Below are 19,485 nucleotides of genomic sequence, written 5' to 3'. Positions count from 1 at the left end.
GGAGATGGAGCGTAAGCCACCTCCCTTTCTAATTATAATAAGTATTGTCATTTCATACTTGCCGAATATTTTTTCGGTTTCATGCCGATGTGTTCCTCAAAAACCCGGGCGAAATGACTCAGGTTGGTAAAACCCAGCTGATAGCCAACTTCAGATACGGTCAGTCGTTTTTCACGCAGTAATTGAGCCGCTTTCTGCATTCTTACGGTTTGGTAATATTCAAAAACGCCTTTCCCAAAGGTTTGCCTGAAAAGCTTTCGTAGTTTGGGCTCGCTCATACCCGCCTCTTTTGCCAGTATGGCTATGTTTGGCGGTTCATTTATATGCAATTGCAAATGTGCCTTAATGGCATAAATTGCTTTTATATCTTCAATATGTATAGCGCTTGCCGGTATAGCTTCCCGCTGCATTAATATTGTAAATATGTGGCAGAGCAGCTCTTCGCATTTCAACCTGTAATAATGGCTTTCAATGCTTTCGGGTACAGCCTGATGCAGAAAATCTCCGGCGGTCTTTATTATTTCGGCAGAAACACCGGTTTCAAAAATAAAGTTATTAGCTGCCTCTAAAACACTTGCCACAACGGGGTTATCTGTTTGCCCGAAAAGCTGGTGCAGATACTGCCGCGATACCCGAATCGTTACACTCCCGAAAATTGTATTCGACGGCATTTTAATAACCGATGAAACACCCTGTTTGCATATCAATATATTCGCTTGCTCGGGTAATAATTGCCCGTGAGGTTGTACCAGCGGCGGAAAGATCCCACTCAGCAGGAATACTACATTCTCTTGCCCGGCCATCCCCTCATTGGTCCATTCTATAGAAACATCCTCTTTCAAATGATAATTCCTGATCATCATACGCAGATCATTTCCCCAAGAAAAGCCTGTAATATAGCCCGCCCCTTTGCTTTCGGGGATATACACATAACGGCCGCGAACATCAGCGCCAATGGCCCGCGCAAACTCTGCTACTATGCCCGTGTCGTGCTTATCTAAAACAGAAATTTTCATTCGCGACTATTTTAAAAGCATTTGTGGCTATTTTAATTATAAATGTATATAGAATTTTGTAAACGTTAAAAAAAGGAATTTAATTGATCATAAAAGATATGTTGTTAGATGGTAAACAGGTAGCCATTATTGGCGGTGGTCCGGGGGGCTTAATGCTTGGCAGGCTTTTACAGCAACAGGGCGTAAATGTAAAAGTTTATGAGCGCGATGCTAACCGAAATATCCGTCAGCAAGGGTCTACATTAGATATGCATTATGATACCGGTTTGAAAGCCATTGAGGCGGCCGGACTGATGGATGAATTTAAAACATTGTATCGCCCCGGAGCTGATAAGGCCGTAATTGTTGACAGCCAAATGGACATTATATATGATGAGCATAACCAAAAGCCCGATGGCGGGTTCGGCGATGAACTTTTTCGCCCCGAGATAGACCGCATTCGCTTGCGCGATATGCTTATAGGCTCCATCAAAGAAGACAACATTGTTTGGGATGCCCGCTTTACGGCAATGAGCCCGTTGGGCGCAGGCTGGAACATAGAATTTGAGAATGGTACAAACGCCTATGCCGACCTGGTTATCGCGGCCGACGGGGCCAACTCCAGGCTAAGGAAATATATTACTGATATAGCGCCAGTATATTCGGGCGTAACAGATATTGAAGGGACTATTTACAATGCGGCGGCAAATACGCCAAAGATATGGCAATTAGTAAAAAGCGGAAGCCTATTTGCGCTTGAAAAGGGTAAAAGCATTAAATTTATAACCAAAGGTGATGGTACGCTAACCGTTATGATCGGGGTAAAGAAACCCGAAGAATGGCTGGCAAACTCAGGCATTGATTTAACCGACAGAATTTCTGTAGGTGCCTGGTTTAAAGATGAATTTGCTGATTGGAGCCGTGACTGGGACGAGCTATTCGCTACCGACGCGATAACGTTTGCACCCCGTGTATGGTATCATTTCCCGGCAAATCAATACTGGAAAGCTTTGCCCAACCTTACCATGATAGGCGATGCGGCACACCGTGTACCGCCCTATGCCGGTGAGGGTGCCAACCAGGCATTGGCCGACGCGCTGGACCTGTACGAGGCCTTATGCCTTAGCCAATCTGAAACCATAGAGCAAGCCATCGCTTCCTATGAACAAAAGATGTTTAAACGCTCCGCGCTCATAACCGACGAAAGCGTAAGAAATACCGAATATTTCCACACAGAAGATAATTTGCAGTTTTTGATGGGACTTTTTGGCATTGACACCGCCGGGAATACTTGATGATAAGCTGATGCCTGATTGGTTTTAATCTTTATATGAGATATTAATTAAGTAATGAGTGCAAACTAATTGCACTCATTACTTAAGAACCCAATATGATATTTGACACCAGGAAGTCTACTTATTTTCCATCATGCCAATCAATTTTAAATACATATGATTCTGAAACCTTTTCACCGTTAACGTTCAAATCCGCTGAGCTATAGAAATAGGCTGGCTTGCCATTCAGCATCAAAATCGCGGGGCGTTCAAGTTTGCCCGATCCGTCCCGGTTAAAAACACCCGGTTTGGAAAGCAGCTTTTTATGATCCTCTGCCGTTCCCCAATAATCTAAAATATTTCCCATGGCTATTTTTGAATCAGCCAGTTTAAAATCTAACCCAGTCTTTGACTCCCAAAGGGTAATATCACCATAGATGCCCGTATTGCCGCCAAGATTATCGGTAGTTAACAGATAGTATTTGTTTCCCCATTTAAATGCCTGCGCGTCTTCGAGGTATGATACATTGTCAGTTATCGGATGGTCGCTCAGCATGTATGGCCCTTCTAATTTATCGGCCACCGCGTAACCATATTTCGATTCCATTTGTCCCGGTGTGCCCGATTTGAAATATACATAATACCTTTTCCCTATCTTCACAAATGCCGGGTTATCGGCACCGATAGCGCCTTGATAGGTCCAATGTTTTGAGTCGTCGGAAGTTTGAATAATAATACCACCTTTGTCGCCTACAAATTTCCAGGGGCCTTCCAGCTTATCGGCAACCATCATCCCGATCCTCTGCTTTGTTTCTTTTGACGGATTTTGACAAATGTAGAGCAGCATGTATTTGCCATCTACATATTCGAGGCGGGGATTATGCGGCCCCCACATTGTTTTTTGGTCGGTAAACATAGACGATTTCAGTACGGTGGTCACATATTTAAAAGGCCCCTCCGGGCGGTCGCTAACAAAATGTGCTATCTCGGCATTAGGCCCGGTCCAGCCTTCCATACCTTCTGCCGCAGGCCAGCGGGCACCGAAGATGTGAATTTTGCCATCTTTTCCCTGTATCGGCGATACGCACCAGTTATACCAATTTGAATCGGCTACTGCCGGGCCAATATATTTTGCAGTTAAAGCCATATGGGCGTACGGTACCTTTGTTGGTTTACCTTTGGCTGTTGGTAGCTGATGGCCATTTTTATCCTGCGCAAGCAACCGGTTACTTACCAGTGCGCAGGCAAAAAATAAACATACAGCAAGCAGCTGCTTTGCAGTTGATTTGGTTTTCATTTTCAGAGTTATATAATTGGATTTATGCTTTCAAAAGTATGCCTGCCGGGCAAATTATGAAATGGATAAAGCGCTGAACGTAATGGATTATTGCATAAACATTGGGAATCTTGACCCGGAAAAACAGAATATATGAGTACAGTATAAAGGAGATCTGATATGTTACTCATGAGATTGATGTTATATTCTGGTTTGTCTGTTGAAGGAAAGTTTTAATTTAGTAAAATTGCAATCAAGACAGCGATAGTTTGCCGGGAATTTCAGAACCAAGCTATCAACACCTAAGCATCAAAATATATTACATAAATGAGCCAAAAAGAATTAACAGAATTAACAAACGAGGAGCTGTTACAAGAAGCAAAAAAAACTAAATCCACCAAAATTTTCGATGCCGCCATCTTTGGCTTTTTGATTGGTGTTGCCGTTTACAGTACTGTAAGAAATGGCTTTGGCTTACTAACTTTTCTTCCCCTGATATATATACCAATAGCCGCTAAAAATAAAGCCAGAAGTAAAGAGTTGGAAATATTATTAAAAGAAAGAAATTTAAAATAGTGGCGAATCCCCTCCCCAATTAATAATATAATTATTTGAAGTAATTGCGGCAAAAACGGTAAAAAGACCGGTGCATTTTGTACTTAAATTGAGAAGCGATGAATAGACCAGCGGTTGTCGGTGCACTTAAACCAAGCTATGTTTATGCGAACAATCTGATTTTATGATGTGTGCTATTTAGTGTTAACTTAGGTGTTATGAGTTATCACATAAGTATAAATAAAAATCAAGATGTTACATATAAGCAACTGCTTGAAAATAGCTTCGTTCCAACTAATGTTTGTATAAGGGGAAAAATTGAACCCGATACCGTTATCATCGGGTATAATAAATTTTATTTGAATAATGAGTCGTCGCGCGGAGTGGCGCTTACAGTTAGTGATGATATTTATGATGTAGAGCTGAACATTTGCGCAAGTACTGCCGATTATGTGCTGGGTGCCAAACTGGCTATGGCAATTGCACACATCAATAATTCTCCAATTTCAACAGATTTGGATGATGAACTTACTTTAAACGAATTTGAAGCTCAATACGGTACAGAATGGGCGCACGCATCCCGGTTAAACGGTGTTGATATGTTGAACTTTCTTTTGCAAGAGAGCGACGAAATTAAGTTATCAGGCTGTATGAGGCCATTTTATTACGGGAAATACGTTTTAGATAAAATTTCGCAAGATCAGCCCAGTGAAGAGCAATTTGCCGACCGTGTAATAGATGAAATTAGAAAGATACAATTTATTGAACAGGCAATAGACGAATTAGAAGTGCCAAGCCTTATGGATGCGGATTTTCCGGAAGGTGTACAAACTATTCAGGTTATATTGCCAAATTATAAGTTGCTGCTTCAAAAGTCAGATTGGGTCATCCTAAGAGTTGGTGGCAAGATCTTGAAGGTTGGTCATCAACAATTCGTACAACACCCATCTCTCTTGCTGACAAGGATCGATGAAGCGCAATATATACTTCAACCAATTAATAAAGAGAAATACTTAGAGATTATGGAGTACTTCCATTTGGCTGAAAGCCAAGTCGCTGAAATTAAAACAACTGAACATAAATCTGCAGAAACTCAAACAAAAGTTACCTATAGTAAATGGTGGCAATTTTGGAAGCGGTAACGTATTTACTCATTATTGTCTTGAGTCTTCTTATCAGAAGGGATTTATAACAATTCATTTGATTCACCCTTTTCGTTTCCCGGGAGGGTATTTTATAATCGTGGCGCAAGTTATCAAAAACCTTTTTTTGATAACTCTTTAAACGCGTTCTATAATTCACCCTGAAATAAAAATGCAAATAAATTTGCGCAACTAAAAAGTTGCGCATATATTTGCAACCAATGGGTTGCTTAAATGTGCCCGGGCAAAAAATGAAACAAGATATATTCCAGGCCATATCCGACCCAACACGCAGGGCTATCTTAACTTTATTGGCTATTCAGGCATTAACACCTAATGCCATGGCAGATAAATTTGATATGAGCCGGCAGGCCGTATCAAAACATATTAAAGTATTACACGAGTGCGAACTGATAAAACCGGAACAAGCTGGCAGAGAAATTTATTATCACTTTAACGCGAAAAAAATGCAGGAGTTTGACCACTGGTTAGCCCAATTCAGAAAAAGCTGGGAAACTCAATTTAATCAACTCGACCAATTATTAACAACCATTAAAGAACAGGAATAATGAACAACGATTTGCTATTTGATTTTAATGTTGACAAAGCCGCGAAAACGGTTTACATAACCAGGGAGTTTAATGCAGGGCAATCTTTAGTATGGGATGCCTTTACCAAAGCTGAACTGCTTGACCAATGGGGGGCACCTGCACCCATGCGCGCCAAAACCAAGTACATGAATTTTGAAGTAGGCGGGCGGCGGTTTTACGCGATGATAAGTCCCGACGGGCAAGAGCGTTGGTCGGTACAGGAATTTACATCCATTACCCCGAAAACCAATTTTAAGATGTACAACGCCTTTGCAGATAAAGACGAAAACAGGGAACTGCCGGGTTCTGAATGGGATTACAATTTCAGCGAGCAAAATGGCATAACCAAAGTACACATTGTCATTTTTAATGAATCTTTCGAACGATTGGAGAAATTATTGGAAGGCTTTAAGATAGGGTTTACCATGACCTTAAAAAACCTGGAAGAGCTGTTAACCACTTTATCGTGAAACTTATAAAAGAAAATTATAATCACATTTAACAATAAAAATTATGAGAGCAATTAACCCCTGGATCAACTTCAATGGCAATGCCGAAGAAGCATTCACTTTTTACAAATCAGTTTTTGGCGGAGAATTTACAAAGATCGTCCGTTTCGGTGACCTGTCAAGCGATGAATTTCCGGTAGCGGAAAACGACGCGAACAAGATCATGTACATCGCTTTGCCCATTGGCAAAAACAATGTGTTAATAGCCAATGATGTTCCCGAATTTATGGGACGGGTAAGTGAAAACGAAAACAGATCTAAAATATTGGTTAGTGCCGAAAGCCGTGACGAAGCCGACAAGGTATTTAACGGATTATCAGCAGGTGGTGAGGTTGAGGGAGAAATTGGCGACAGCCCCTGGGGAACCTATGGCGGCATGTTCAGGGATAAATATGGTATTGAATGGATCGTGGAGTTCGATCCCGCTTTATAACGGATAACAGGCTGCGAAAATAATCTCGCTGCTGCACTCGTGCCGTGCATTCCGAAAATCAAACAAGAAGCCGTTTTACGAAAGTAAAACGGCTTCTTTAGTAACCAAAAAGAAATTTTTTTCGAACCTCTTACCGGGTTTTTAGAAGTAGTAAAATAATTTGAATAGTCATTGATATTGAATAACATACTATATTTTACCATGTTGCGTTTCATATTTTCAAACAGATTGGAATAACTAAAGCAACGCACACTAAACCTGTATTAAAATGAACGTTACTGCTCAACTGAAGCTACTGTTCCTGTTCGTTATTTATTTCTTCTATGCCGAACTTGTACAAGCCCAGACAGTACAGGGCAAAATATATGAGATGGGTACTAAAAATGCTATCTCATCCGCTGAAATTTCAATAATATCAAAAGCCGAACATGTGTATACCGACACTAACGGCAATTTTCAAATAAAAGCAGCAATTAATGATTTACTGGTAATTGCTGCAAAAGGCTACAGGCCGGACACTATTTTGTTAACCAACCTCAAATTTAAACAAATCTACCTGCTGCAAATTGAACGCTGGCTTGAGGGGGTGAAAATTAACGCGAACAAGGCAGTATCAACTAAACGCTTTCAATATCAAGACCCTGATTTTCATAATCAAACGGTGAAAAAGCAAATGGACGATGACGGAAACTATAAAGGCGGGTTAAGTTTAAGGCTTTGGTATTGGAAAAAGGATGAGAAAAAGAAGAAGAAAATCGAAAAATTAATCAATGATGAAGAAACTGCTATAAACATCGACAGGGTTTTTTGTAAGGATACTGTTCAAAAGTACATCCCTGTAGGCGATGAAGAAATTAACAGTTTTATAAAACGGTACAAACCAGGCCTGGCTGTTTTCCAGGCAAATTCTTTTAACTTATTATTGTATTTAAACAGCGCGTATAAAAAATTCAAAACGCTTTCTAAAGACGAAAGGATGCGATCTGAAATGTTTTGATATAGTAAATGCAGTTTCTGAGGGCAAAGAAAAAGGCAAATCAAAAACTTTGACTTGCCTCTTAAAATAGCCATAGCAGCATTCACTCGAATGCCTTTTAGCAGACTTGAGACTATTGGCGGGTTAGTATACTGATTCAGTCTTGTTCCGGCTTAAAAGAAAGAATTAGAAGGATAGATGAATACGTGTTTTTACTCACTTCTTAAACTTTTTACCGGGTTGGCAATAGCAGCCCTCAAGGTTTGGAAGCTTAAAGTACACAATGCCGTAACCAACATGCCTGCGCCGCTGATAACGAAGACCCACCAACTGATAGCTACGTGATCAACAAAACTTTCCATCCATTTATTCATGGCATACCATGCAACCGGCGTTACTAAGATAAAGGCAAGTAAAATGAGCCATACCAGTTCTGTTGATAGCAAGGTTAAAATTTGTGTAACAGTAGCACCAAGCACCTTACGTATACCAATTTCTTTGGCGCGTTGGTTGGTTGTATAAATTGCAAGGCCCAATAAACCAAGGCAACTAATAAATATTGATAAGCCTGTAGCCCACGTTAATAAGGTTGATGTGTGTTGTTCTTCCTCGTAAAATTGGGCTATCGTTTCATCATAAAACTGGCAATCGAAATCATCGTCGGGATAAACCTTTTTCCAGGCTTTGGCCATGCGCGCAATCGTAGTTTTCCATTCGTTGCCATTGGCAGTTTGTGGTTTTAAACTAACATGTAAAGTTCGCATCTCCCCGTATTTTTCGCTACCCCATGAAATAGCCGACGGATAGATTGGCGAATGTAACGACCGCTGGTTAAAATCGGCTACTACGCCGATAATACTAATGTTTCTGCGCCCGCTAAACTTGTCTAATTGTTTCCCTATAGCATCGCCGGGATGCTTAAATCCTAATAATTTCGCGTACGTATTATTAATGATAATGGCTTTTCCGGTGTCTGATTCGAGTATGTTTCTGCCCGCGAGCAATTTTAGCTGATATGTTTTGATGAAATTTTCATCGCCCGTTTTAACTACTATTTCCTCTGTTACTATTTCCTTTTTTCCGGCATTATAAACACTGCGCGTTCTGTTAAAAACGTCAGACGAAGGCGGGTCGCTGCCTAAACCTACCAAAGCAACCCCGGGTATTGATTGAAAGCTATTCAACAGCGCCTTATTATCGCGGAGCGTGGCGGCCTTCCATGGAGCATTAACAACCAGGATGGCATCTTTTTTAAACCCGAGTTCTTTATTTAATACGTAATGAATTTGCCTGCTTACCAAAACAGTTGCCATAATAAAAAACTGCGCTACAACAAACTGAGAAACCGTAAGCGATTTACGCAGCCATGCATGTCGTGTTTTGCTGCTATCACTTTGTGCCTGTTTTTTCAATACCGAAACAGGTTTGTAACCCGACAGCATAAGGGCCGGATAAAAACCCGATAAAACGGTTACCACAATTGTTAAGATCAGCAGAAACAGCATGATCTCCGGTTGATGCAGAAAATCTACACGGATATCCGGGAGGATAAAGTCGGAGAACAGGTTTAAAATAACCGGTGCAAGTAAAACGGAGATAACAACCGCGAAAAGGGTTATCAAAAATGTTTCGCTTAAAAACTGTACTATCAATTGCGCACGGGTGCCACCCATTGTTTTACGAATGCCAATTTCTTTTGCCCTTTGGCCGGCCTGGGCGGTAGTTAAATTAACAAAGTTGATGCAGGCCAGCAGCAACAGGAAGCCGGCTATAGCCAATAAGCCATAGTCGGCGGTTTTGTTTGCCGGCGATGAAAAACTGAAAATATTATAATCCGCGTTGAAGTGAAGATCATCTAATGGCTGCAAGCGTAAGTTTACATTGTTGGCAAGCGCCCTGTCATCGCGCGGGGGTGGGTTATTTTCCTTATAAAGGGTATTCATTTGTTTTAAAACCTTAGCTGCCGAAATGCCGGGCATCAACTTTACAAAAACCTCTGAACCCGAAAAAATGTGCCCCCAATTAGTGATGTGTGACGATGCGGCAAAACTTTTGTTTGTGGTTATGGTGCTGATAGATACGAAACCGTTAAAGGCAAAGTCGGTATTTTGTGTAAGCGTTTGTACAATGCCGCTAACTGTTGTTGTTAGCGTATCATAGGTAACCGTTTTACCTATCATGTCTTTATATTTTAACGCCGGGAAATACAACCTGGCTTGTTGCGATGTTAGCACTACCTGGTTAGGTTCATCAAGCGCATGCTGCCGCGAACCGGCAAGCCATACATAATTAAAAACCTTAAAATATTCCTGGGCGGTAAATGTCATCCCGTTCTGATCTTTAAACCGCTTTTGCTTATTGTTGATATAAACGAAATGAGGCCAAAACTCATAGATAGGTACAGTGGCCTCAATACCCGTTACCTGGTTTTTAATTGCAGCGGCCAAAGGACCCGGCACTCCGCTGGAATGGATTTTTTGCCCGTTAGACAGCTCCATATCCATAACCACGCGGCAAATACGGTCGTTGTCCTTGTGAAATTTATCGAACGTAAAATCATAGTTCACTATAAGGTAAATTACTACCGAGGCGCTGATGCCTATAGATAAACCGGCAACGTTTATTATCGTAAATAGCTTATGCTTCCAAAATCCTCTGAATGCCGTTTTTAAATAATTTCTGAACATAAAGTTGTAGTTGAATTTCGAGTCAGTCCACGTCAGTGCAGATTGATTGCCCGAAACTACCGTTGCAAAGCGGCCATTACGTCCCATATTATAAGTTGGGAGCTCTTTTTTCAGTTCAGTTTTATATTCGGCCGGGCTTTTACCGGTTATTTCCTTAAAAATCCGGTTAAAGGTGCTTTTTGAATTGAAGCCGGAATCGTAAGCAATGCCCAACAGGGTAATATGATCGTTTGCCGGATCCTGCATTTTTCGGATAACCTCTGCAACACGGTATTCGCTGATAAAATCGTTAAAACTTTTTTGGAGTGCTGTGTTAATTATCCGCGATAACTCATGCGGGCTCATGTCAAGCTTTTCGGCCAGCAAGCTTAAATTGAGTTCCGGGTCCTGGTAGTACCGATTGGCTTTCATCGTATTCTTCAGCCAAATGCCTTTTTGCCTCAGCTCCGCCGGAATCAATGATTTTAAAAACAATGGCGCATCTGCCTGCGCGTTATCGCCCGGCCTTAGAAAAACCACGGCACCCATTCCAATACTCACTACAGCCAACAGCAGGTGTAATGGATAATAAGGATGTGCGCCCGGTTGGTTATGGTAGTAGAAATAATCTGCGGCAGCAAAAGGGATCCATAACAACCACACCAATCCGAAGGTTAACAGTAAATTACGCAGCCATTGCAGCTCGTTCCGGGGACGGTCTCCCCAATTAAATTTGAGTTGCCGGTAAAAACGATCTATCTGTATAAAGCACAGGCACAGGTAAATGCTGACCGAAAAAAACGCCAAAAATTGGAGTGCCAGATTTAACTGTTGAAATATGTGGGTAGTATAGGTTGCCCCGCCCGTTTTCATGCTTTCATTAACCTCCAATACATGAGCGCCCAGCTCCAGCAACAGCGGGCTGAAGTGCAGTAAATCCTTACCCCTTAATTTGTATTCGGGCCTGGTAATTTTGAGCACATAAAAGAAAATGAGCGGGCCGGTTGCCAGCGAAAATTGAAGGGGTAGCCAATCCCAGCGCGGGAAATAGGTACTCAGGCCGATATCGATGCCTAATGTTTCCGTCATCCATAAAACCGCGGTGCCTAATGCCAGAGCGAAAAAACGGTTTGCTGCCCGCTTTTTTTGGGGACTAAACCATAACAACAGCATGAAATTTAGGCCGATAAATATTGCTCCCAAAAGCGCTAAGTGGTAGGCGTTAATATGAAAGGTATATGGATTCAATTGCAACATCTATCCCGGTTGTTTTCCTGTTTACTATTTGTTGAAATATAGATTTTTTACAGCAAATACGCTGTTCATTATTAACACTTGAAGGGTGCGCCAGCACACTATAAACGAATATAAAGATAAAAGCATCCGGAGGCGAGCGGTATTTTATATTTCATAGCCTTTTAGCCCCAAGCACATTAACACCTGTTTTTATTGAAGAAAAAGCCAGGATATATTAAATAGCAGCCCAGATGTAATTTGTTGATTTATTTTGAATTTACGCTGCATAAAAAAACCACCAATCGTGTATGATTGATGGTTTTTATACCCCAAGGGAAGATCTTCTAAACACTTGTTAGCGTTTCGGAGGACATTTGCCGGTAATCCTCAGCATCCGTTGTTTTTGCTAAAATCACGTTTAAAAAGCACCTTGTTGTTTTGCTCAATATAGTCGCCCGATATAATTAAATATGGATGATTTGGCGAATACCCTGCGCTGCGGCTCCTTACAATTATTTTGTCGTTAACTTTCAGGCTGTTTAACTGCTCAAAATCATCAGGAATAAATTGCATCATGTATTGTTCGCCATTAATTTTGACTATAAGCCATTTTGGTCCTGATGAGTTGCTGTTTTTGCGCTGAAAGGTAACAGAGGTTACCACAGCCTCCATATTGGAAAAATCCTTTATGTACTTCCTTATTTTATCATGACTGGCGTGCACTTTTATACCTTCAGGAAAAACCTCCCATTCTTTGTACCTTATACCGTCGGGAGAAGCCTCCCATTTTTTCCTGTCGTCCCGATGGGCTATGCTGTCAGCAATGGACAACGGCTTTGGAGATCGCTCATTTCCATTTTCAATTTCACGATTAGCAAATACTAATCCACTCACCACAACCAGCGGTAAGATCACCGCATAGATGACATTTTTTTTATTTTTCATATCCTTTCAAATTGGTTCAGCAAACCTACTTTGATGTTTTCCTGGTCGGGTGATTTGGATTGTAAATAAAAATGTAAATTTTGTAAATAAAGTTAAAATAGTAACGGAAACGTCGGTAGCGAACGGCTTTGGAATGAAAATCAAGCGTTTATTATCCGCCGTATTTGTCCGCCGTAGCTTAGCGTAATCAGTAGCTTTAGCGTTTTACCGACAGGCGCAGATAGTAGATTGGGACGAGGATTCACCAAAATAGTAAGTATAAAAAAGCATCAACCATATTGATCGATGCTTTTTTATGTAGCTCACAGAGAGAAAATCTCGAACCCTTTTATCAAAGGCCTGAAAAGTTTGGCAGGCAACTGATTGGAGAACTTTCTATCAGAATGCCGCAAGGTATACAGACTCCCTTGCCACCCCAAGCCTCCGGCTTGTGGCCGCTGGCAAAGTAGCTTTCATACTTATAGAATCTTTACGATTAAACATAGGAATAACCACCACGGGGTGCTGGCTGTAGTGAGAGGCGTAGGTGCTACGCAAACACAAGTTTTACTGTTCCTATTTGACAACCATCGGCAAGATGAAAACTTACATGTGTCGATGATATTTTTACTGTTTAATTACCATAGATATTGTACGAGGGAACAAAATTTAGCTGTAAATAACCATTCTCCACTTTTTTTTGCTTGCCCGCCGCGTCAAGTATTGTAGCGGTAAATTTTGCTTTCAGATTGTAACTGCCAGATGTTGCTTGTGTGAAGCTTATAATCTCAAAGGTGGAATTTTTTTGAAAACCAGGTGCGGCTACAACAGTATTAACTCCGTTATATGCATTGTAAGATGAGCCAGCTGCTATATCAATGGCAATACCATTTTGGGTGTTTTGCCATTCGAAATCTTCAGATAGAGCATACTTGCCTACAGTAAACAATTTAAGTACATCATTTCGGCCCGGCATCCACGAAACCCCTTGTTTCTGCTTAAGGTATTTTCTTAAAAAAGTAACAGTTATATCTGCGCTTTTAGCAGAAATAGAATTTTTTTGATAGTACATCACAGAGTCTGGGTTGCCTACAAGGGTATAATTATGCGGGTTGTTATCGTTAATAACAAGTTTGCGGTTAGCCTCCTGACCGCCAACGTGCATAGAATTGAGGCCAACGCCACCGGCTGTATAGTTTTGGCCATCTATGGTATAAGATACCGAATCGCGAACAATGGCTATTACCTGCTCGGCAGGCTCGTCAACAACTGGTTTCGGGTGATCACTTTTTTTACATGATGTAAATAACATCAAAAGCGCAAAGGCATAAATATGGTTAAGGTTTTTCATATAGGCTATGACAGCAATTAGCGGTAAAGGATTAATCTTTCTGTTATGGAAACTATAAAATAATTTAATCCAAAAAAAATGCCTTAAGTTGATTAACTTAAGGCATCAATTGTTTTTCAGTAGCCCGTAGGGGAATCGAACCCCTGTTTCTAGAATGAAAATCTAACGTCCTAACCCCTAGACGAACGGGCCATTTTTTATTTGGTGGTGCAAAAATAGGCTTATATTTTAATTTGGCAATACCTGATGCAAAATTTGGCACTAAACAGATAAAGCAGTATTAGTTATCGCCTACCCAGTCGCTTACAATTTTGGCCGAAAGCAGGCATAGCGGAATGCCTCCTCCCGGGTGTACGCTACCCCCGCAAAAATACAGGTTCTTTACCTTTGCCGACCGGTTGGCATGCCTCAAAAATGCCGCGAAACGATTGTTGGAACTGGTGCCGTATAGCGAGCCCCGGTATGAGGATGTGCGCTGTTCAATACTCCGCGGGTCAAGGATGTCTTCGGTAACTATCAGGTCTTCAATGTTCTCTTGTAGCGCTGTTGATAATTTATTGAGGATGTTTTCTTTCGCTTTGGCAATCAACGCATCCCAGTTTTGGCTGGAGTTGGCCGGTACGTTGACCATCACAAACCAATTTTCGCAGCCTTCGGGGGCATCGGTGTTTTGATGTTTCGAGCTGATGTTGAGGTATACGGTTGGGTCGTGGTAAATATTCTTTTTTTGCCAGATGTGTTTAAATTCAGCGGCATAATCAGCACTGAAAAAAATATTATGCAGATCGAGTTTGTCGAACCGTTTTTTTATTCCCCAGTAAAATATCAGCGCCGAGCTGCTGCGTTGTTGTTTCAGGGTTTTATTAGGGTGCAAGGTCGGGTAGTTGTTCAACAGCTTACGGTAGGTGAACCATACATCCATGTTGGATATAATGATGTTGCCCTTAATTTCGCGGTTGTGCACCAATATATAGCGGGCTTTATGGTTTTCAACTATTATTTGCTGTACCGGCGAATTGTAATGAAACTTTACACCCAGTTCCTCCGCCAGTTTCACCAGGCTTTGGATAATGCTGTACATTCCGCCATCCGGAAAGTAAGCGCCATAATGCTGTTCAAGATGCGGTATCACGTTGAGTGTGGCCGGTGCCTCGTATGGGTTTGAGCCATTATAAGTGGCATAGCGGTTATACATTTGTACTATCCGTGCGTCATTAAAAAAGCTTTGATTGGCCTTGTGCATGGTGCGCATGCTGTCAATCTGCCGCAGGCGAAATATCGATCGTAAGGTATCCCACTTCAAATAAGTTTGCAGACGGTGTAATGATCGTTCTAAAAAAACGTGGTTGGTTATGCGGTAGATCCGCTCACTGTAGTCGGCATGTTTTAAAATCGAGTCGGCCGGTTCTGTTGTGTTACGGCTTATTTCTTTTGCCAGATCATCCACATTGGCGGGAGCGTTAAATTGAGTGCCATCGGGGTAATGGTAGCGACAAACGGTATCCAGCTTTTTATAGTTAAAGTAATCGCGCGGGTTTTTACCGGCCAGTGTAAAAAGCTCATCCACATATTGGGGCATGGTAAACAGGCTGGGCCCGGCATCAAACCGAAAGCCATCACGTGTAAATTCAGATAGCTTGCCTCCGGGATAAGCATTCGCCTCAAAAACTTCTACCCTGTAGCCTTTTCCGGCTAAACGTATGGCGGTGGCTATTCCGGCTATTCCGGCACCTATAATAAGCGCTTTTTTGGTAGGCATGCCCGCAAATATACCTAAAGCAAAAATTTTAAAGCCATGTTACTATTGTTGCCCTGCGCAAAAACTTTGTTGATAAAACGCTGTTAAATAATGCCTGTTACAGCAACGAGATTTATCAGTATTTAATAATACCTTTAAACAAGCCGTTTCAATAAAATATTTAACCGTATGAAATTAGTATCAAAACTCTTCTTAATAATTATGCTGGGTATTCCTTTTATTACGCAGGCGCAGGACAGAACAGCTTACGATAAAGGCCTGTACGCCGCAAAGGGTGATACCATGCCCTACCGCATATTGTTCCCGCTGCAATTTAACCCGACCGAAAAATACCCGGTTGTAATTATACTGCATGGCGCGGGCGAACGGGGCAAGGATAACAATGCCCAGCTTACCTACGGTGCCGACTTGTTTTTGAGGCCCGACATAAGGCAGCAATACCGCGCTATAGTGATCTTCCCGCAATGCCCTGCCGAAAGCTTTTGGTCTAACGTAGATATTGAGCACAATGATGTTACCGGCAAAAACAAGTTTCTGTTTAAAACTGATGACAGCGCGCCTACCAAAGCTATGGCTGCCTTGCTTGGTTTTACCGATGAATTGTTGAAGAAACCATATATCGATAAAAAACAGGTATACATTGGCGGCCTGTCAATGGGTGGCATGGGTACGCTTGAAATGCTGGGACGTAAACCGAATCTGTTCGCGGCGGCAATTGCTATATGCGGCGGCGATAACTCGCTGAATGTACCCAAATACGCCAAGAAGGTGCCACTTTGGGTTTTCCACGGAGGTAAGGATCCGATTGTACCGGCAGATCACTCGGAAGTAGTAGTAGCCGCTTTGAAAGCCGAAGGCGCTAACCCTAAATTCAGCCTTTACCCCAACGTTGGGCACGATAGCTGGAACAACGCTTTCGCCGAAGCCGGACTGTTGCCGTGGCTGTTCTCCAACAAAAAATAGAAATTACCGATTAAATAGTTTTTCAGGATCCCGGTGTATGATAAATATGCCGGGATTACTTTTTTGTGAGTTGTTTGATATACTTCACAGCTAAGCTTTTTTAGCCGGGCAAATTATGTATTGATATATTTAAAATAATTTACATATTTATTCAATCTATCAATTGAAAACGCTATGGGACTATTCAGCAAATTATTAAACGAGTTTATTGATGTAATTGAGTGGGTAGATACTACTCATAATACAATTATATGGAAGTTTCCGAGGTATGAGAATGCCATTAAAATGGGCGCCAAGCTTACCGTTCGCGAATCGCAGGTAGCCATTTTTATGAACGAAGGCAAAATTGCCGACGTTTTTGAGCCCGGCATGTATGAACTTACCACGCAAAATATGCCCATCCTTACCCTGCTGCAAAGTTGGAAATATGGCTTCAACAGTCCGTTTAAGGCTGATGTATTTTTTGTGAGCACCCGCCAGTTCACCAACCAGGGCTGGGGCACTAAAAACCCGGTAATGCTGCGCGATGCCGAATTTGGCCCTGTACGTTTAAGGGCTTTCGGTTCGTATAACTTTAAGGTGCAGGATCCTAAATTGTTTCTGCAACAGATAGCCGCTACCAATCCAGAATTTAATGTAGAAGATATTAACGAGCAGTTACGCAATATCGCCGTATCACGCGGGATGGATGCTGTTGCTCAATCAAAAATTCCGGTGCTTGATCTTGCTGCCAATTACGATGAAATGGGCAAGCTTATCACCACCAATATACAGCCCGATTTTGCCGAGATAGGCCTTAACCTTACCAAGCTGCTGGTTGAAAATATTTCTTTGCCGCCCGAAGTGGAGCAGGCGCTTGATAAACGCAGCAGCATGGGCATAGTGGGCAACCTGGGTGCTTACGCGCAGTTTCAGGCAGCTAACGCTATCGAAAAATCTGCCGAGAACAGCATTGGGGGCAACCTTGGCGCGGCAGGTATGGGCTTAGGTGTTGGCGCGGCCATGATGGGACAGGTTGGCAATATCTTCCAGCAAAACAAATTCGACCCTAACCAGGGCAGCACCCCGCGACCTACAGCGGGCGGACCACCGCCAATACCCACCGAAGAGCAATACTACGTGGTTATTGCCGATAAATCGAACGGGCCGTTTACCCTGCACCAGCTAAGCCAAATGGCAGGCGAACGCTCATTTAGCGAGAGCAGCATGGTTTGGAAAAAAGGTATGGCAGCCTGGGCGCCGGTAGCTACACTGCCCGAGGTGGCCGATCTGTTCAAGAGCACGCCGCCGCCATTGCCAACCGCTTAATCATCGGCAATTACATTTATAAAAACTTAAACCACCCTGTATGGAACCGGAGGCAAGTGCCGTAATAAATAATTCGCTTAACTGTAAAGGTTGCGGGGCTATACTAAATTTTGCCCCGGGCACGCATAGCCTAAAATGCAACTATTGCGGGGTATCCAACGAAATTAAATCGGCACCGGATAGCAGGGAGATCATCACGCTGGACTATGAAGCGTTTATAGCCCAAAGTGAAAATTACCGGCAGGATGCCGGGCTGAAGACCGTTAAATGTAATAGTTGCGGCTCATCAACCGTGCTTGCCGCTAATGTTACGGCCGATAAATGCCCGTTCTGTACATCTCCGCTGGTACTCGATCTGTCTGCCGAAAAGCAATACGTTCGGCCGCATTATGTGCTGCCATTTTTTGTTACTAAGGATGCCGCCATACAGTATTTTCAAAAATGGATGAAGGGCTTGTGGTTTGCTCCTAATGATTTGGTGAAGAAGGTAAGCGGCAATATGATGCCTTCGTTGCAAGGCGTATACATTCCGCATTGGGCTTTTGATGCCGATACCAATACCCGTTACGAAGGGCAGCGCGGCGAACACTATTACGTAACCGAAACCTATACCGAAAACGTGAACGGGCGCAGTGAAACCCGTACCCGTCAAGTACGCCATACCCGCTGGTATTCGGCATCGGGCACGGTACAGTGCGATTTTCGCGATTTGGTAGTACCTGCCAGCAAATCGTTACCAACAAAAACACTAAATAAGCTTGGCCCATGGGCTTTTAATATGTTGCTTAAGTTTGACGAACGCTACATCAGCGGTTTCCGTGCCGAAACCTATCAGCTGGCACCCGAGGCCGGTTTTGACCAGGCCGTCATTATGATGCAGCCCGAAATAGAAAGCGCCATCCGCAACGATATTGGCGGCGACGAGCAGCGCATTGACGATACCGACAGCGACTATTTCAACAAAGGCATTAAGTACCTCATGCTACCGGTATGGGTAAGCTCATACACTTACAGCGGAAAGGTATACCAGTTCACCATCAACGCCAGTACAGGCGAGGTTATCGGCGAACGCCCGCTCAGCTGGATCAAGATTACACTCACCGTTTTACTGGCACTCATCATAATAGCCATCGCTATTATTGTTTTCGGCAACGGGAATTGATTAACTTTTTAAGTTACAAACAGGAAGTAGCCTTTAGAAGTTTCTAACACTTCGAAAGGCTTTTTTATTTTAACAAAGCCCATCCATCATAAAAAAAAGGCTTCGGTTATCCGAAGCCTGCAACCCCTTGAAATAAAAATAGCTGAATTGTTTATTTATAATAACGCAGAGTTCTGTTTAATGAATGAGAGTGTCATCTATCGTGCGTTGAGTGCTGTACGATAATTTGGTAAAGCTCATAATTCAGGAATTATTGGTGTGCTAAATATCCGGCTTACTTATTGCCAAAAAAATATGTTTTATGGCATAATAATGGCGTATATTATCCATATAATTACCCACACAAACAAACCCGACATTATACGC

At 42.3% G+C, this 19,485-nt stretch carries 16 protein-coding genes and 1 tRNA gene; 10 read left to right on the top strand and 7 right to left on the bottom strand.

All coding sequences use genetic code 11. From position 1 onward, the window contains the following. Positions 1–47: 47 nt before the first annotated feature. Positions 48–1,016 carry a helix-turn-helix transcriptional regulator gene (locus AC07NA_RS12110; protein WP_494897820.1) on the bottom strand — a complete coding sequence of 323 codons (969 nt, stop codon included), beginning with the start codon at positions 1,014–1,016 and terminating at the stop codon, positions 48–50. 83 nt (positions 1,017–1,099) lie between these two features. Between AC07NA_RS12110 and AC07NA_RS12105 the strand changes: the two genes are divergently transcribed. Further along, positions 1,100–2,290 carry an FAD-dependent oxidoreductase gene (locus AC07NA_RS12105; RefSeq protein WP_494897819.1) on the top strand — a complete coding sequence of 397 codons (1,191 nt, stop codon included), beginning with the start codon at positions 1,100–1,102 and terminating at the stop codon, positions 2,288–2,290. 121 nt (positions 2,291–2,411) lie between these two features. Here the strand turns inward: AC07NA_RS12105 and AC07NA_RS12100 are convergent, their stop codons facing one another. Continuing rightward, the gene (locus AC07NA_RS12100) at positions 2,412–3,566 is read right to left on the bottom strand and encodes a glycoside hydrolase family protein (protein WP_494897818.1); all 1,155 of its coding nucleotides are present in this window, start codon (positions 3,564–3,566) and stop codon (positions 2,412–2,414) included. A 306-nt stretch (positions 3,567–3,872) separates the two neighbouring features. Here AC07NA_RS12100 and AC07NA_RS12095 point away from each other — a divergent pair, with 306 nt between their 5' ends. From AC07NA_RS12095 to AC07NA_RS12070, 6 genes are all read left to right on the top strand, one after another. Beyond that, positions 3,873–4,121, top strand: coding sequence for a hypothetical protein (locus tag AC07NA_RS12095; protein ID WP_494897816.1), 249 nt, complete (start codon positions 3,873–3,875; stop codon positions 4,119–4,121). A gap of 197 nt (positions 4,122–4,318) precedes the next feature. After that, positions 4,319–5,242, top strand: coding sequence for a DUF4299 family protein (locus AC07NA_RS12090; RefSeq protein WP_494897815.1), 924 nt, complete (start codon positions 4,319–4,321; stop codon positions 5,240–5,242). A 251-nt stretch (positions 5,243–5,493) separates the two neighbouring features. After that, positions 5,494–5,811 carry an ArsR/SmtB family transcription factor gene (locus AC07NA_RS12085; RefSeq protein WP_494897814.1) on the top strand — a complete coding sequence of 106 codons (318 nt, stop codon included), beginning with the start codon at positions 5,494–5,496 and terminating at the stop codon, positions 5,809–5,811. Next, on the top strand, positions 5,811–6,302 hold the full coding sequence (locus AC07NA_RS12080) for an SRPBCC family protein (protein ID WP_494897813.1): 492 nt from the start codon (positions 5,811–5,813) through the stop codon (positions 6,300–6,302). The genes AC07NA_RS12085 and AC07NA_RS12080 overlap by 1 nt, the downstream gene beginning before the upstream one ends. A 43-nt stretch (positions 6,303–6,345) precedes the next feature. Beyond that, positions 6,346–6,774 (top strand): VOC family protein, encoded by a 429-nt coding sequence (locus AC07NA_RS12075; protein WP_494897812.1) that lies wholly within the window; start codon positions 6,346–6,348, stop codon positions 6,772–6,774. Positions 6,775–7,042: 268 nt separating this feature from the next. Beyond that, entirely contained in the window at positions 7,043–7,771 is a 729-nt protein-coding gene (locus AC07NA_RS12070; RefSeq protein WP_494897811.1) for a carboxypeptidase-like regulatory domain-containing protein, read from the top strand. A gap of 191 nt (positions 7,772–7,962) precedes the next feature. On the opposite strand, the gene AC07NA_RS12065 is transcribed toward AC07NA_RS12070, so the two are convergent. The 5 genes from AC07NA_RS12065 to crtD form a co-directional block, all read right to left on the bottom strand. Beyond that, a complete protein-coding gene (locus AC07NA_RS12065) occupies positions 7,963–11,673 on the bottom strand; it encodes an ABC transporter permease (RefSeq protein WP_494897810.1) in 3,711 nt (1,236 codons plus the stop codon). A gap of 366 nt (positions 11,674–12,039) precedes the next feature. Continuing rightward, positions 12,040–12,597: a hypothetical protein gene (locus AC07NA_RS12060; protein ID WP_494897809.1), complete on the bottom strand. Its 558-nt coding sequence runs from the start codon at positions 12,595–12,597 to the stop codon at positions 12,040–12,042. 613 nt (positions 12,598–13,210) lie between these two features. Continuing rightward, on the bottom strand, positions 13,211–13,927 hold the full coding sequence (locus AC07NA_RS12055; RefSeq protein WP_494897808.1) for a hypothetical protein: 717 nt from the start codon (positions 13,925–13,927) through the stop codon (positions 13,211–13,213). A 120-nt stretch (positions 13,928–14,047) separates the two neighbouring features. Continuing rightward, positions 14,048–14,119: transfer RNA gene (locus tag AC07NA_RS12050), tRNA-Glu, on the bottom strand. Positions 14,120–14,207: 88 nt separating this feature from the next. Beyond that, positions 14,208–15,686 (bottom strand): 1-hydroxycarotenoid 3,4-desaturase CrtD, encoded by a 1,479-nt coding sequence (gene crtD / locus AC07NA_RS12045; protein ID WP_494897807.1) that lies wholly within the window; start codon positions 15,684–15,686, stop codon positions 14,208–14,210. 168 nt (positions 15,687–15,854) lie between these two features. Here crtD and AC07NA_RS12040 point away from each other — a divergent pair, with 168 nt between their 5' ends. The 3 genes from AC07NA_RS12040 (at position 15,855) to AC07NA_RS12030 (ending at position 19,119) form a co-directional block, all read left to right on the top strand. Beyond that, the gene (locus AC07NA_RS12040; protein WP_494897806.1) at positions 15,855–16,649 is read left to right on the top strand and encodes a carboxylesterase family protein; all 795 of its coding nucleotides are present in this window, start codon (positions 15,855–15,857) and stop codon (positions 16,647–16,649) included. 174 nt (positions 16,650–16,823) lie between these two features. Beyond that, the gene (locus AC07NA_RS12035) at positions 16,824–17,957 is read left to right on the top strand and encodes an SPFH domain-containing protein (protein ID WP_494897805.1); all 1,134 of its coding nucleotides are present in this window, start codon (positions 16,824–16,826) and stop codon (positions 17,955–17,957) included. A gap of 40 nt (positions 17,958–17,997) precedes the next feature. Then, entirely contained in the window at positions 17,998–19,119 is a 1,122-nt protein-coding gene (locus AC07NA_RS12030) for a zinc finger domain-containing protein (protein WP_494897804.1), read from the top strand. Positions 19,120–19,485: the final 366 nt, after the last annotated feature.

Source organism: Mucilaginibacter sp. GW821-FHT07G05 (assembly GCF_059418565.1).
The sequence above is the reverse complement of the archived record's forward strand: the minus strand, read 5'-3'. Positions and strand labels throughout refer to the sequence as shown.